The sequence below is a fragment of the Chitinophaga silvatica genome (genome assembly GCF_003419895.1).
Classification (GTDB): domain Bacteria; phylum Bacteroidota; class Bacteroidia; order Chitinophagales; family Chitinophagaceae; genus Chitinophaga; species Chitinophaga silvatica.
Genome location: NZ_QPMM01000001.1, coordinates 788958 through 803735 on the forward strand (window position 1 = coordinate 788958; position 14778 = coordinate 803735).

The following is a 14778-nucleotide window of genomic DNA, read 5'->3' on the forward strand; positions in this document are numbered from 1 at the left end:
TTCAATTTTTAAATAATTAGAAAGATGCCTTCAGGCCCACAGATATACTTCGTGGAGGAATGGCGCTGCCATATTCCGGATCTTGCAGGTCTTTGGTTGCTTTATAGATGGTGCAAATATTATCGAGGTATAAGTTGAGTACTAGTTGTTTGAGAAATTTACTTTGCGTCAAACCCAATGAATATTGTAAACTGATATCTTTCAGACGGATTATATCAGCTTTGTCTACCAGCACTGCGGATTGCAAATAGAATTCATCTCGATAACTGTTTGCAGGGTAAGACATTGCTGGTATGTAAGTGCTTTCCTCATCACCTGGTTGTTGCCAGCGTTTTGAAAAGTCACTGTGTCCATTCCAATTTTGAAATAATGCCGTGTAGTTGATTGAATTTCGTCTGAAGTAGTGACCTAGTTTATAAGTAATGCTGCTGCTAAGGCTCCAATTTCTATAACTTAACATAGGCCGAAAAGCACCATACACAGGAGGTAGTGATCTTCCGGAATACACTAGATCATCCAATGTACTTTTACTGCGTATCGCGGAATAATCCTTACTGATCTTTCCGGACAACCAGCCACGAGGATCTCCCTGATTGTCTAATCCTTCCCATCGATAACTCAATAGTGCATCAGTTGGTTTTCCTTCAATGGGATTTATACCAGATCCCATATAACTGATGGCCTTTGAGTACCTGTATTGGTACTTAGTTATTTTGTTATTGTTGTAGCTAAAAAGTAAATTGGTTTCAAGCCTCCACTGATTTATATCTATCACCTTAGCGGTAAGTGAAATATCAATACCATTCCCCTTAATACTTGCACTATTGATATCAATACTTGTAACTCCGGTGGTGGGATCAAGCGGAGCGTTGCCAATCAAATCGATGCTGTTCTTTATATAGTAGTCGATGCTGCCCGATAATAGGCTGTTTTTAGTTTTAAAGTCTATGCCGATATTGGTTGTAGCAGTTTTTTCCCAACGCAAATTAGGGTTGGGTGGCGTTGTGATAGTAGCGTAAGGCTCATTAATCAGGTAATTTGTTCCAGCGGGATTATAACTGATGATAGTCAGGGCTGAAAGTTTGTTGCTGGTATTTCCTGCATACCCATAAGTTAACCTTACCGCTAAAGTTGGGAGTACGGTGGAAGTATAGAATTTCTCTTGTGAGATATTCCATCTTAAGCCAGTAGACCATAGTGGTGTACCTTTTTGATTGCTTCTGACGCCGAACAAGTTGCTGGCATCTTTTCTGGCGCTTGCAGAAATAACATATTTGCCATCATATGTGTAAGAGGCATTTGCATAGTACGATGTAAAGCGGTACATAAACCTATTGAAATCTTGCGGGTTATAAACTTGTTGGTCACCTTTCAGATTCATATATGTAGGTAGATAACTGACATAATCTACATTAGAAGCAGTCAATAGGTTGGGGTCATAGCCATAAGACCTGCTGTTGTTTGAAACTGTTTGAGATTGTCTTATTTCCATACCGGCAATAGCTGAAATCTGACTTTTATTCCATGATCTGTTGTAATTGAGTTGCACTCTACCGGAATGGGTAGTTAAGGTTTCTGTGCTTTGATCTATAATTCCGCCTAACGGTATACCGTATACGATACTGCTACCTGTTATCTGTGTAAACAGATTTGTCAGGTTACGACTATAATATGTGTCAGAATTACTCATGTTCCACAAGGAACTTGTCTGGCGCTCATACTGGTAATTAACTTGTGCGGATAGTCCTTCTGAAATGGAATAAGAAGCCGCAGCTTTCATCCGTAGTCCATTTAAATCGGTGTAATTATCGGACTGTTGTAAGTCTTTTAGTGGGTAATAACGCCAATCTTGAAGTTTTCCATGTCCTACAGTGTCTATGAAGGCAAAACGATAATCTTTTACAATCGGTAGTGGATTTCCATTAGCATCAGCAACTTCGGCATATGGGTAGTACTTGGTTTTGTCTGCACCAGGTGTTACCATGTTTAAGTTATTATTATTGACCGTTTTGCTATAGGCGTATTGCAATCCTAGTGTTAATTCTAATTTCTTGGTGATTCGAAATGTGTTTTCAGAAAGAAGTGTAAGTCTACGTATGTTATTACGCACCAGATTACTTTGCTGATCGTCAAATCCAGCGCTGAAATAGTAGTTTACATTATTAGTACCACCCCGCATGCTCATTGCATACTGCTTGGAAGCAGCGGTTCTGTAGAAATATCGCTGAAAGTCTTTACGAATATCATTTCCTCGAAGCGCATCAATACTTTTTGTTGCTTGATCATGTGTGATAAAACCGTCCGCTTCTTGCTGTAATAGCTCAACAACAGGTGAAATAGGAGGCCGAGTATAGGAGTTATTTAGTTGGCCGCTATAGTAACCTTTCTGGAAAAGTGTTTTTTCAACATCAATGAAATCGCTTGCGGAAATAGAATTATCCCTGTATAAGTCTGGCTTTTCTGTGAAGGTGACGTTAGAGGTTATATCTATTCGTTGTGATTGGTTGTATTTGCCTTTCTTTGTTGTGATTACCAATACTCCATTTGCGGCTCTGGCACCGTATATTGAGGACGCAGCGGCATCTTTAAGTAATGTGATGGAAGCGATATCGTTAGGATTAATTTGATTCATATCCCCCTCTACAATGAAGTTGTCAACAACGATTAGCGGTGAGTTGTTTCCGAATAAAGTGCTTCTTCCTCGAAATAGTAACTCTTGTCCTTTATTCCGATGATCAAACAGAATTGTGCTACTGCCATCAAGTTTTGATAACCAATCACCGCTTATCCTTCTGTCCAATACGCTCTGATTTATATTCTCAAAAGCTCCGGTAGCGCGTTCCGTTGGGATCAACTGGTATCCCGTTGAGTTGATTACTACCTCCTTTAATCCGGTTTGTGATGGAAGAAGGCGGATGGTATTATCCGTATTGGTTAGATTATTAACCGGGATTTTTAAAGTATTGTAGCCAAGAAAGGAAAACACGATGGTGTCACCTGAAGTAGCTTTGTTGATATTGAAGAAGCCTTCTTTGCTTGTTCTTGTCTTATAAGGAGCAATTGTGTAGTAAACAGAGGCTCCTTGAATGTTTTGGCCAGTAATATGATCAACTAATTTACCATTGATCTTAATGGGTATGTCCTGGGCGGAACCTACCTGCTGTATCAGTAAGGAAAGGAGGATAAGGTATCCGCTATTAAATCGTGTTATTGTTCTTAGTATGTTCATGATCGTGGAGTTTTGGTTGGTGGTTGATTCTTACAAAACGGGTTGGTCTGTGATGATCAGCATATCGATAGATCGTATTTCTTCTGTTAGTGTAAAGCCGTAGTCAGCGAAGGCAGCTTTTAAAGCGTGGATGCTTCTATGAGGAATATTTATTTCGATATTTTGCACCTTACATATTCCGCTGGAATCAATGATGGGTGGGATTCCCTGTACATTGTTAAGTTGATATAGTAATGCACTAACGGTGCTACCGGTTACATGAAGATCATTGCCTGTAGTATCAGAGGTCTTATTATTTGAATGATGAATTTGTAATGCAGGTATAATCTGTCTTAAAATCAGGCAGGATACTGGAATACTCTTTATCGTTGCTGATATGTGTAGATAACGATTTAAATCCTGTATCATATAGGTTTGTAACTCGCTCCTGGTAGTAGTTAATGGGCAACGTAGCTCATAGCAATGTGCATACTTTCGTTCCCAATCATATTTGTATCCCTGATCCGGAGTATATAAATATCTTCCCGGATTTGCCAGGTTTAATATAACCTGATTACGGGGGAAATTTATTAACCTGTTAAATGCCATTAAGTACAACTCTACTACAGACCAATTGGTAGCATATCTACGTATCGTTTGATGTGAGCTATCGATATCGATACCTGATTTGGTTACAAGCCCTACACCGTAGCCGGTAATTGTGCTGTAATAAGTAGGTGCCTCCGGGAATAAGGGAATATCCGGTTTTAAGAACGGAAGAGAATAGTCGCGAATTTTATCTGTTTTCTGGGGAAGGTTAATTTCATTACCAGAAAGTACACTACGTATATTCTCAGCCGTTAAATATTCCGAATATGTAAATGAGATAACCTTCCCTGTTTTGTCTATCCAAACAAGATGCGGGATTGTTGCATAGGGAAAGTACTTATGCAGCAAGCTGTCATCGGTTATGGTAGGAAGGGGAGGGCGTTGGACTACGGTTTTAGAATAGAACTTCTTTACTACACTTTTTTTTTCGCTGGTAACCGAGATTATTTGAATCTGATCACCAAAGAGCTTTTGAAGACTATCCAGTTTACTGAGGCCAGCTATGCAACTACTGCAGTTCGTTGCCCAGAAATCTAGTATAACTAGTTTCCCTTTATAGTTATCAAGCGATATTTTGCCCCCTGGAATGTTTACGGTGGCGGATGTGGTGATGCTTGGTAGATAATCTCCGATCCTCAGGGCGGTTATATTGGGTAGGCCGGAATGGGCGAGGCATGGCAATAGCAGCCCTATCAAGAAAAATATTCTTTTCATGATAAAGAGTTTTAAGCGTTATGAATTGGTTTTAAGTTGTCCTGGTGTGGTCTAAATATTTGAAGTTTAATGAAATGCGTAGTAAGCCCATGTGAATAGATATTCACGGGCTGCCTTATCTTTTCTCAATCGAAAGCGAAAAAAAATAAGTATCCAGATTAGTTGGTGCGAGATTATTTACTAAGAAGGAATTTGCAGGGAGGGCAAAAAAAAAGCGTGGGGCAGTCTCCCTCTCCGGCTCTACTGGGCTACGACACCCGCACACCGAATATAGAAGACGCCCACGCGGTAGCGTGAGCGTTTTACTCAGGATTCGGGTGTGCGCAATTCAAGGTCGTAGTTTGTAGAGCGCCGAAACGAAAGCAAATCGCTAAATATCATCTAGTTATAATATCGCAAAATACAACATCAAGATGTATTTTCAAATACTATGCTGTCTATAAATTTATTATTGAAATCTGTTATCATTTTTGAATCGTAATTGTATTTCATAGTAAAGATAAGAAAAATTTCATTTCACCCCACAATCGTGGGGTGAAATATTTTTTCAAAAGAGCCATTTTCCAACAATGGAAAAAAACAAAGAATTTTACACATATAGGTTGGGGTTAGGTTTAACGAAATGGCTTGATAATAATAAGAAAAAGGCAAAGGAAAATAAACTGAATGGGGTTGAAGACCTAAACCTGGTCAAAAGTGAAGCAGATCTTGTTGCATCCTCAGGTGTAGCAAAAAATGCAGTTACCCTTATAAAGCAAGGCCAACGTAACCCTGAGTATTCGACATTAGAGTATATCGCTGAAGCTTTAGGCGTTCCGTTAAGTACGTTTATTCATTACTGTGAAAGTATTTCTGATGAGGAAGTTTTTGAACAACTAAGAAAAGTGACTAAAAGAAAGAGATAGATTTGTAAATTAGTACTGTTAGCCAGAATTCCCTTGATTTTTTTGTAACCTTAAATAACCATGATATGAAAGCGCTATCGATCCTAGTACTAGGTTTATTTCTTGTTTCATGCGGTTCTAAGAAGTTAAGCAGAGAAAAGGCCGCTGAATTAATTCAAGCTAGATATCCATATACCATCGACTGGAATATTTATACAGCAAACCCGGAAGAGGCTGCAAAGCTTATTGATACCGACTTAGAGAAGGAGGGGTTTGTAACTGTCAAGCATAAAGTAAGTTATGAAGAATTAGGATCTCCAATTGTTACATTTACAGATAAATCCAAACCATTTCTACTGGAAACATCGGAAAAGGATAAGAAGATTCATATGCAGAGGGTGAAGTTGGCAGAACAACACTTCGATGCGATTACTGGTATGCGGTTGTTAAAAAATGACACCAAAGCAATTGTTGAATATACTTTAGTGTATAAAAATGTATCTCCGTTTGTTCCAATTTCTACTTTGAAAATAGAACCTAAACTTAATAGAAAAGCTTATTTCGCTCTCTATGATGATGGCTGGAGGATAGTAGAACAACCAGACCTGGATTTTATGATAGAATAAAAGAAAGGCTTTGTGCAAGAATGCACGTTGCCTTTTTTACACCCTAGAACGATCACTATACACCATAACTGTGGATTTGTGATTTAAACAATGGACAAAAGACCGTTGCAGTACTTAATGCTGCATATTTGAAGTAGTCTAAAAAAATAATTAAAATGAAGGCTTGAGTAAGACTAAACGTTGCCTTATTCTTTATGTATGTCCTAACCCCTATTCTTAAAGTATTTGATCCTGTAATGGCCGTAGGTGGACAGGGATATCAATGTCTTCATCACTGACGACCAAACATTTATAATAGCCTTCAATGTCTCTTTGGTTAGCGTGATAAATTTTACCAGTTTTCAACTCATTGAAGTAAGATTGTTCAAAATTTCGATGGGCCTTCACCAATAACTTACTTCCATTCAGGAAAGAGATTATATAGATGTTAGGCTTTGGACCAATCTTCTCTTCAGCTATTTTCTGAGCATACACATAAGTGCCTTCAAAAATAAATGGTGGATACCTGTCTTGCCGCGCTTTGAGAAAGTGAGTACACTTTTCAATAATTTGCATCTTTGAGTAGGTAAGCATCTGTTAAGTCTTATTTAGGTTAATCAATGGTTTGATACCTTATTGAGGTGTCTTAAATATATCCTGGCCTGCCGCTTAGTATTGGGTATGGGATTGGCTGGTAGAAGCGTCAGTTTTCCAGGTGTTATACGAATACGTAGTTTGTCATCTGGACTAATCCCGGCGGCTTTCAGCCATTTTCCTGATAGTATAATCTGAGGTATATTCATTCCCGAACCATTGCCACTGATAGTCCGCCAAGTGACATGGATAATTGAATCGAAGTGCGATGTTTTCATTTGATATCGTTTTGATTAACGGAGATACCTTTTCCTTGGGTGTCCAATTTGGTTATACGTAAATAATTACGAGATACTATAATAGAAATATTGTCACCAGCGTGAAAGCCCGCCTTTGCTAACCATTGCCCAGAGAGGTTAAGCCAGGGAACTTCGACTGGTTCTATTAATCGCGGAACTATTTTTGTGTGGAGTTTTGCGTTTCTGATATTTGATTTCATAATTGAGTATTTTGGTTGACCAGGTAAGTAGAAGATGATAATTCCCCAATTTGGCTGATTGATTCCTGGAAGGTTCTGGTAGTCATTTCTATGAATTCAGTTACTTTCCTGAACATTAGCGCTAACTGATCATCGGAGATAACGAGTGGGTTTTCCTTTATGTATCTTGACCCTGAATATGCCCTGTTTAGCAAACTAAAAGATTCGTCTACTGTGAAGTCCTCAGTATGAAAGATGTTGACCATATCTTCTGTAAGGAACAGCGATAGCCGCAGGTGAGTGATGAGATTATGTTTACTTACTGTAATTCCAATAATTGATAATGATAACGCCCTTATGGTATGCTCTACTGCTTGATGTAGACAGAATGCTGAAAGTTCATTGTGTTTTGCTACCTCAAAATTTCTGGCCCCTTGTATGAACCCCGGTACTACTGAACTAATACGTTCAAATTTCTTTATTGCATTTTGTTTTACATTATCAATAGAATAGATAGTAGGTAATGGAAGAGTTGTGTTGTTTGCATCATACTTTATAGCATCTTGAAAGATTACCCGGTTAAAGAAAATATTACCTTCTTTCCATAAGCTGTATGCTTCTTTAGCGGATCTGACCAGAACATGCAATGGCCAATCTGCAGGTAACAAGTCGTCTATTATTTTGTAAATCTGCTCATGAGTTATCCCAAAAGTTTGGTGAGTTAGTACCAGAATAGAAGCTCTGTAATCTATACGAGAATGGTATTTTATAAGTATGATTTTATCTATTTCGGGTATTTGACTTCCGATATATTTTAATATATCAAGAATGTAATTTTCATCCGTGTAGTCTTCCTGTGATCTGTATGGTTTGAATACCGGTAGCGTCTTTTGAATATAGCTGATCTTGCCTGTTCTTCTATGTTCATTGATTAGATAGCTGGCCTCAATTAACCGTTCTAACAATTCATAGAAGTGTGCCATATCATCTCGCTCCTTGGCAGATAAACCATTGAAGTAACTCCCGGTAATAGTTGACCTGAGCATTTCCCAAAGACAATACCTACTGCCGTATAAATGATCATGATCAAAGAAATCTTCTAAAACAGACAATGGATTTTCAATTTCATTTGAATTGAGTTTAAAAGGCTGGTTTAACCAATCAGGCCATTTTTCGGTTCTGTCAAACATAAATTTTTGTTTTAACTTAAAGTGATTACAGCTATTTTGGGAATAAGCCGATATTTAATGGTTGCTTATTTAAATTATTCGGAAAATAGGTTTCCGCTGAAAGGCTTTGTAGATGAAGCCTTTTCCACTTCCTTATGTAACATCTTCAATGTTACATTTAAGTACTTGCTAAATACAAGTAGTTGTAATTTTTCCTCCTCAGAAATTTCTTCTCTTTCCTGGGAGTATGCTGTCATATTGTTTATCATTCCTTCCACAGTTTCCGGTGGGAAAATAATAAACAAAGAATTAAACATTTCCCAGGATTTTCGTTGCCGTTTATCCTCTGGTTGCTGAAGGAATAATTCAAGTAGTAAAAACAATTTTTTAATCTTCTCCATATAGTCTGCGTTTTTTTGAGGGCATAGGTATGCCCCAACGGCTTTAAGCCGAATTTATTCGGGTTAATATTAGATTGGAGAAGAGATAAGGTAGATGGCCAAAATGATATTGGCAGTTTCAATGTGATCCTAAAAATAGGAAAATCATCAATACTACCAAATCAATTAACCTGTTTATTTCTGAATGAGGTAAACCGCATTTCTGTATGAGCCTATATGGTTGAATCTTCGGAAGTAGAAAAAATATTGCGGTGAAACGAATTATTTCCAAAAATATATAATCTGATAAACACATAGTTACCCTCCCTACTACTAGTGTTGCTAGGTTTTTTCGCTTTCAATCAACCCCATATTTGCAATTGTAAAGTTGAAAGTACCAGATGCAGTTGATAGTGTGAAAGGATGGTGTACTTCTCGCATAGGCTGTGTGGTGGTTTGAGTGGTGTAAATAATAGTCGGCCTATGTTGAGTTCAATTTCATGGGCGTGCTACCTGCTGGTAGCCGCCCTTCTTTTAGCAGTTTATTATCTGTATGTAATTGCGCGCTATTACAGAAGAGAAGTGAGAAATTTTATCAATGGCAAGAGTCCTGCAAAGCCACTGGAAAATGAAAGTACTTCTCCTGGTCAACTATCGTTATTTGATACTCCTGAAATTCCAATAGTGAAAGAACGTGCTATTGATCCATTTTCTCTGGCTATCGATCTTTCATCAAGAATTAAGATGGTAGTAGAGGTAGCAAAAGAAGAAAAGTATAGTAAAGCGGGGCTGGTCGCAATTTTAAGAAAGCTTATCGCAGAATACCCTGAGCTTAATGTTCCTGCCTTCCAGGTTGCAATTAACAATGTGATTCTCTCAGAATGTAAAAGACTTGGATCTGATAGTCTTGCTGAAAATGAAGTAAAAATGCTGTGGTAGTGTAATCTGCCCTTTTGGGTGATGCTATGTAAAGCGTCTGTGTGTGATTTTAAAATGTGTGTTTATGAAAGTGAGGTGGTTGAATTTAAAACAACACAGGAATGTTGTGTTGCTTGTTGGTACTACGCTATTGTTGGAATTGATTTATCTATCTGCCGATGCCCAAGATGGTAAAGCAGGCATCAAAGAAGCCAGTGATAAAGTGCGTAGCTATTTTGCAACTGGCGTTGATTTGATGTACGGGGTTGGTGCCGTTGTTGGACTAATCGGAGCTGTGAAGGTATATCAAAAATGGTCGTCGGGAGATCCGGACACCAGCCGCGTGGCCAGTGCATGGTTTGGAAGCTGTATTTTTCTTGTTGTAGTTGCCACTGTATTACGCAGCTTTTTTGGTATCACTACGTAAAGCATGTTGTATGGCAAATAGTGTCTATTCAATCAATAAAGGTATCAACCGCCCCTTAGAGTTTAAGGGCTTAAAGGCACAGTATATCTGGTATATGGCGGTAGGTGTATTTGGAGTACTGATATTATTTGTTATCCTTTATTCCTGCCGGATTAATACTTATGTCTGTTTAGTGATTGGGTTGTCTGCGGGTGCCTCCTGGGCAATGTGGATCTATAAACTTAGTCATAAGTATGGAGAGTATGGATTAACAAAAAAACTGGCAAGACGTAGTGTGCCAAAGAGTATACGTGCAGCCAGAAATAGAGATCTTTTTGTTGGCAATTTAAATGGTGTGTATGGAAAGAGTGATGAACGAAATGTTGCCGATAATGGGGGTAGAGCATGATGCCATCTTGTCAAAAAATGCTGATGTAACAGTCGTGTATGAAGTGCAGTTACCGGAAATATTTACGCTGTCTGCTACTGAGTATGAAATAATACATCAGGCTTTTATAAAGGCAATGAAAGTGTTGCCAACCCATACTGTTTTTCATAAGCAGGATTGGTACATAAATAAGAAATATTCGGGAGTGGGTAGGGGAGAGCAGGAATCTTTTCTCTCCCGGAGTAGTACCCGGTTTTTTAATGAACGTCCTTTTCTGGACCATCGCTGTTATATCATGTTGACAAAGATGGTTAGTGATAGACGACCGTCCAGTTCTGTGTTTTCGAATCTGTGCAAAAGGTCAATTATTCCGGCAGCACACCAGGACAGAAATGTGATCCGGGAATTTTTTGATAGTGCCGGCCAGTTTAAGAGTATTCTGGAAGGTTGCGGGATGATCCGCCTTGAACGATTGGAAAATAAAGACCTGATTAGTAGTGGTACTAAGGCAGGGCTTATCGAAAGGTATTGTAACCTATTGCCAGATGATACCAATCCTATAAGTAAGGATATCCTCTTTGGTGATGATATCAGAATTGGTGATGATTACCTGCAAGTATATACGCTCTCTGATACAGAACACCTGCCAGGACTATGCGGTAGCAGAATTAACTATGATAAATATTCCTCAGACAACTATAAATATAGTGTGGGTTTTGCTGCTAGTTTAGGACAGCTTTTGCCTTGCGATCATCTGTATAATCAATTTATCATTATTACTGATCCTGCCAAGAAGATCCAGCAACTGGAAAAGAAAAAATTACGTCTGCAGTCATTATCTGCCTACAGCCGTAGTAATGCTGTTGCAAGGGATGCCGTGGATGCCTTCCTGCAGGAAGCAGTGAGCGACCAACGCTTACCTGTAAAAGCCCATTTTAATCTTTGTGTATGGTCTTCTGATAAGGATGAACTAAAGGATATCCGCAATAAGGTTGCCACGGCACTTGCAGCGATGGATGCTTCTACTAAGCAGGAGATTATAGGTGCGCCGCAGATCTATTGGGCAGCGATGCCGGGTAACGAAGGCGATTTTCCGCAAAATGATTGCTTTGATTCCTTTTGTGAGCAGGCTTGTTGTTTTTTGACATTGGAGACAGCCTACCGTAGTAGTCCTAGTACATTTGGAATACGGCTAGGGGATCGTCAGACAGGTAAGCCACTAAATGTGGATATAACGCACGAGCCTATGCGGCTTTCACAGATAGCCAACCGCAATAAGATAGTAATTGGAGGTAGTGGTTCTGGTAAAAGCATGTTTATGCAAGCGTTGCTGCGTAGCTATTATGAACAGGGAAGTCACATCGTTATCCTGGATGTGGGAGGAAGCTATACAGGTTTGTGTAAGCTGGTGAATGGTTATTATTTCAGCTATACAGAAGAATCGCCAATAAGCTTTAACCCCTTTTATATTTCTGAGCATGATGTGTTGGATATTGAAAAGAAGGAGTCTATTAAAACCTTGCTGCTGGCGTTATGGAAGCGGGAAGATGAATCTTTTAAACGCTCTGAGTATGTAGCACTATCAAATGCTCTGCAGCTCTACTATGACAAACTGGAAAGTGATCGGTCAATATTTGCTTGTTTTGATACCTTTTATGAATTTCTTCAAACCGATTATATACCCGTATTGGAGAGTGAACGAGTACAGCGACAGGATTTTGATATCAATAACCTGTTGTATGTTCTAAAACCCTATTACAAGGGGGGAGAGTATTACTATCTGCTAAATGCTAGAGAAAATCTTAATCTGTTGGAAGAAAGATTTGTTGTGGTTGAATTGGATAATATAAAAGATCATCCAATTCTCTTCCCGGCAGTTACCTTACTGGTAATGGAAATGTTTATTTCTAAAATGCGTAAGCTGAAAGGTGTGCATAAGGTCATTACAATAGAAGAAGCATGGAAGGCCATTATGCGTAGCGGTATGGCTGAATTTATGAAGTATTTGTACAAGACCGTTAGGAAGCATTTTGGTGAGGCGATAACTGTTACCCAGGAGTTGATGGACCTTATCAGTTCCAATATTGTTAAGGAAGCCATTATTTCCAATGCTGATTGTAAAATACTACTGGATCTACGCAAGTTTCAAAACAAATTTCAGGAAATACAGATGATGCTTGGCTTGTCTGATAAGGCTAGAGATATGGTGTTGTCGGTTAACCGATCAAATGAACCTGGCCGCCGATATCGAGAAGTATTCATTGATTTGGGCGGACAGATTATGAAGGTATATAGGTTTGAACCTTCCCCGGAAGAGTATTATGCTTATACCACGGAGGAATCGGAAAAAGTAAAAGTACTGAATTATGCAGCCAGATATGGTGGTGATATAGAACAAGGAATTGCCGCGCTGGTGAGAGATGTTGCCTGACTGTAAACTGTTGTTTATGAAAAGTGTAAGAAGGATTTGGTTGATGTTGATGCTAAGCTGTTTTCTGGTAATAATGCCAACTCAAAAGAGCCATGCGATTGTTTGGGTTGTAGTTAAAGCCGCGCTAAAAAAGGTTATTAAGGCAATGGATCTACAAGTACAGCGTCTGCAGAACAATACCATTGCGTTACAGAATGTACAAAAGACCCTGGAAAATACTTTGTCTAAGCTGAAGCTGGAAGAAATAGGAAACTGGACAGAGAAGCAGCGACAGTTATATGCAGGATATTTCGATGAGCTGTGGAAGGTGAAAAATGCTATTTCTACCTACAAGAAAGTGAAGGATGTAATAGCGCAGCAGGTAGCGTTGGTAAATGAATATCAGCGTTCCATTCAGATGTTAAAACAGGATAACCATTTTACTGAGCAGGAGATTGAGTATATGTACCAGGTGTACGCTGGTATATTAACTGAAAGCCTGAATAATATAGATCAACTACAGTTGGTGATTAATTCTTTTAGTACTCAGATGTCTGATGGGAAAAGGTTACAGATCATATCAGATGCTGCCGATCAGATTACAGAAAATAGAATGGCATTGAAGCAATTCACGGATTTTAATATTGGGATCAGTATTCAACGGTCTAAAGGAATTCAGGAGGTGGATATGGTGAAGCGGCTTTATGGAATTAAATAAACGGTTGGTTATGAAAAGTTTTGTGTTACTGATAATTATAGTACTGCTGTCTGTTGCGGTAAAGGCACAAACCACGGCGGAATGGTTCCAGCAGAAGAAGACACAGCGTGAATATCTGGCCAAACAGGTCGCTTTGCTGCAACAGTATTTAGGTTACCTGAAGAAAGGATATAATATTTCGAAGACAGGTTTGAATACAATATCAAAGATAAAAGACGGAGATTTTACATTGCATGATGTTTTCTTTAAGTCACTTGGATTGGTTAATTCATCTATCATTCATTATTCTAAGACAGGACTATTACTATCTTCTATTTCTCGGATAGATAAAGTATGCGCACAGGTTATGGTAAGAGTTGGAGCTGAAGATTGGTATAATGCTGAAGATGTTGCCTACATCAATACTATTATGCAAAATATTCAACGGGAGAACGAAGGTTCTTTGAGTCAATTTATGGCTGTTGCGGTTCCTGGAAAACTTCAGTTAACAGATGATCAAAGATTAAGCCGCTTAGATGGTATTTATGCTGATGTATCTGACCGAGACGAGTTTGTTAATACCTTCCTGCAAGAGCTTTTAGTTTTAAAACGCCAACGGATAAACGAAAAATCAGATGCGAATATGGTTCGCCAGATTTATGGATTAAAATGAGATGTTATGAAGACGTTTTTTGTTACGATGATATTTTTATTGCTAATGCTCCATGTTACCATACCGGTAAGGGCGCAGGCAGATGAGTTGGCTCAACTGGCACTAAATATCCAGAAACTTAGCCAGTTGAAAAGTATTCTGCAGAATATGTACCAGGGATATGAAATTGTAAGCAAGGGATACAATACTATAAAGAGTTTATCTGAAGGTAATTTCAATTTACATGAAACTTTCTTGAATGGACTGATGGCGGTAAATCCTGCAATTAAGAACTATAAGCATGTACAAGATATTATCCGCATTCAGACAGCTATTTTAAAGGAGTACAAGGATGCATACAGTGGCTTCAGAAGTAGCAGTTTATTTAGTCTGGAAGAGTTGGAGTATATGTCTGGTGTTTATGGAAAATTAACTAATGAGAGCTTGAAAAATCTCGATGAACTGTTAATGGCTATTACTGCAAGTAAACTAAGGATGTCTGATGACGAGCGTTTGGCTAGTATTGATCGAATATATGCAGATATCGAAGATAAGTATCTTTTCCTGCAGGAATTTAATTCAGGTGCCAAGTTGTTGGGCCAGCAACGTGCTAAGGAGAGAAATGATGTGGGATTAATTCGTATGCTTTATGGTATCGGGAACTAA

16 protein-coding genes are annotated in these 14778 nt (G+C 38.7%); 9 read left to right on the plus strand and 7 right to left on the minus strand.

The features are described from left to right. Nucleotides 1-16: 16 nt before the first annotated feature. Nucleotides 17-3229, minus strand: a complete 3213-nt coding sequence (locus DVR12_RS03060) for a SusC/RagA family TonB-linked outer membrane protein (RefSeq protein WP_116973973.1) — start codon at nucleotides 3227-3229, stop codon at nucleotides 17-19. Between the two features lie 30 nt (nucleotides 3230-3259). Further along, a complete protein-coding gene (locus tag DVR12_RS03065) occupies nucleotides 3260-4531 on the minus strand; it encodes a TlpA family protein disulfide reductase (RefSeq protein WP_116973974.1) in 1272 nt (423 codons plus the stop codon). Nucleotides 4532-5100: 569 nt separating this feature from the next. Here DVR12_RS03065 and DVR12_RS03070 point away from each other — a divergent pair. Both DVR12_RS03070 and DVR12_RS03075 read left to right on the plus strand, forming a co-directional pair. After that, entirely contained in the window at nucleotides 5101-5436 is a 336-nt protein-coding gene (locus DVR12_RS03070) for a helix-turn-helix domain-containing protein (RefSeq protein WP_116973975.1), read from the plus strand. A 65-nt stretch (nucleotides 5437-5501) separates the two neighbouring features. Further along, the gene (locus tag DVR12_RS03075) at nucleotides 5502-6041 is read left to right on the plus strand and encodes a hypothetical protein (RefSeq protein ID WP_116973976.1); all 540 of its coding nucleotides are present in this window, start codon (nucleotides 5502-5504) and stop codon (nucleotides 6039-6041) included. A gap of 216 nt (nucleotides 6042-6257) precedes the next feature. Here DVR12_RS03075 and DVR12_RS03080 read toward each other — a convergent pair whose 3' ends face one another. The 5 genes from DVR12_RS03080 to DVR12_RS03100 form a co-directional block, all read right to left on the minus strand. Continuing rightward, nucleotides 6258-6614: a hypothetical protein gene (locus DVR12_RS03080; protein WP_116973977.1), complete on the minus strand. Its 357-nt coding sequence runs from the start codon at nucleotides 6612-6614 to the stop codon at nucleotides 6258-6260. 23 nt (nucleotides 6615-6637) lie between these two features. Continuing rightward, the gene (locus tag DVR12_RS03085) at nucleotides 6638-6892 is read right to left on the minus strand and encodes a SymE family type I addiction module toxin (RefSeq protein ID WP_116973978.1); all 255 of its coding nucleotides are present in this window, start codon (nucleotides 6890-6892) and stop codon (nucleotides 6638-6640) included. Then, the gene (locus DVR12_RS28095) at nucleotides 6889-7113 is read right to left on the minus strand and encodes a SymE family type I addiction module toxin (protein WP_116973979.1); all 225 of its coding nucleotides are present in this window, start codon (nucleotides 7111-7113) and stop codon (nucleotides 6889-6891) included. Before DVR12_RS28095 ends, DVR12_RS03085 begins: the two co-directional genes overlap by 4 nt. Further along, nucleotides 7110-8282, minus strand: a complete 1173-nt coding sequence (locus tag DVR12_RS03095; RefSeq protein ID WP_116973980.1) for a HEPN domain-containing protein — start codon at nucleotides 8280-8282, stop codon at nucleotides 7110-7112. Before DVR12_RS03095 ends, DVR12_RS28095 begins: the two co-directional genes overlap by 4 nt. A gap of 74 nt (nucleotides 8283-8356) precedes the next feature. Continuing rightward, a complete protein-coding gene (locus tag DVR12_RS03100) occupies nucleotides 8357-8662 on the minus strand; it encodes a hypothetical protein (RefSeq protein WP_116973981.1) in 306 nt (101 codons plus the stop codon). A 462-nt stretch (nucleotides 8663-9124) separates the two neighbouring features. Between DVR12_RS03100 and DVR12_RS03105 the strand changes: the two genes are divergently transcribed. From DVR12_RS03105 to DVR12_RS03135, 7 genes are all read left to right on the plus strand, one after another. Beyond that, nucleotides 9125-9580, plus strand: a complete 456-nt coding sequence (locus DVR12_RS03105; protein WP_116973982.1) for a hypothetical protein — start codon at nucleotides 9125-9127, stop codon at nucleotides 9578-9580. A gap of 64 nt (nucleotides 9581-9644) precedes the next feature. After that, on the plus strand, nucleotides 9645-9986 hold the full coding sequence (locus DVR12_RS03110) for a DUF4134 domain-containing protein (protein WP_116973983.1): 342 nt from the start codon (nucleotides 9645-9647) through the stop codon (nucleotides 9984-9986). 10 nt (nucleotides 9987-9996) lie between these two features. Continuing rightward, nucleotides 9997-10374 (plus strand): DUF4133 domain-containing protein, encoded by a 378-nt coding sequence (locus DVR12_RS03115; protein WP_116973984.1) that lies wholly within the window; start codon nucleotides 9997-9999, stop codon nucleotides 10372-10374. Then, nucleotides 10325-12784: a TraG family conjugative transposon ATPase gene (locus DVR12_RS03120; protein WP_116973985.1), complete on the plus strand. Its 2460-nt coding sequence runs from the start codon at nucleotides 10325-10327 to the stop codon at nucleotides 12782-12784. The genes DVR12_RS03115 and DVR12_RS03120 overlap by 50 nt, the downstream gene beginning before the upstream one ends. Before the next feature lie 16 nt (nucleotides 12785-12800). Continuing rightward, complete coding sequence (locus DVR12_RS03125) at nucleotides 12801-13481, plus strand: conjugal transfer protein TraI (protein WP_116973986.1); 681 nt, start codon at nucleotides 12801-12803, stop codon at nucleotides 13479-13481. A 10-nt stretch (nucleotides 13482-13491) separates the two neighbouring features. Continuing rightward, entirely contained in the window at nucleotides 13492-14133 is a 642-nt protein-coding gene (locus DVR12_RS03130) for a hypothetical protein (protein ID WP_147323400.1), read from the plus strand. Between the two features lie 6 nt (nucleotides 14134-14139). Next, nucleotides 14140-14778 carry a TerB family tellurite resistance protein gene (locus DVR12_RS03135; RefSeq protein ID WP_116973988.1) on the plus strand — a complete coding sequence of 213 codons (639 nt, stop codon included), beginning with the start codon at nucleotides 14140-14142 and terminating at the stop codon, nucleotides 14776-14778.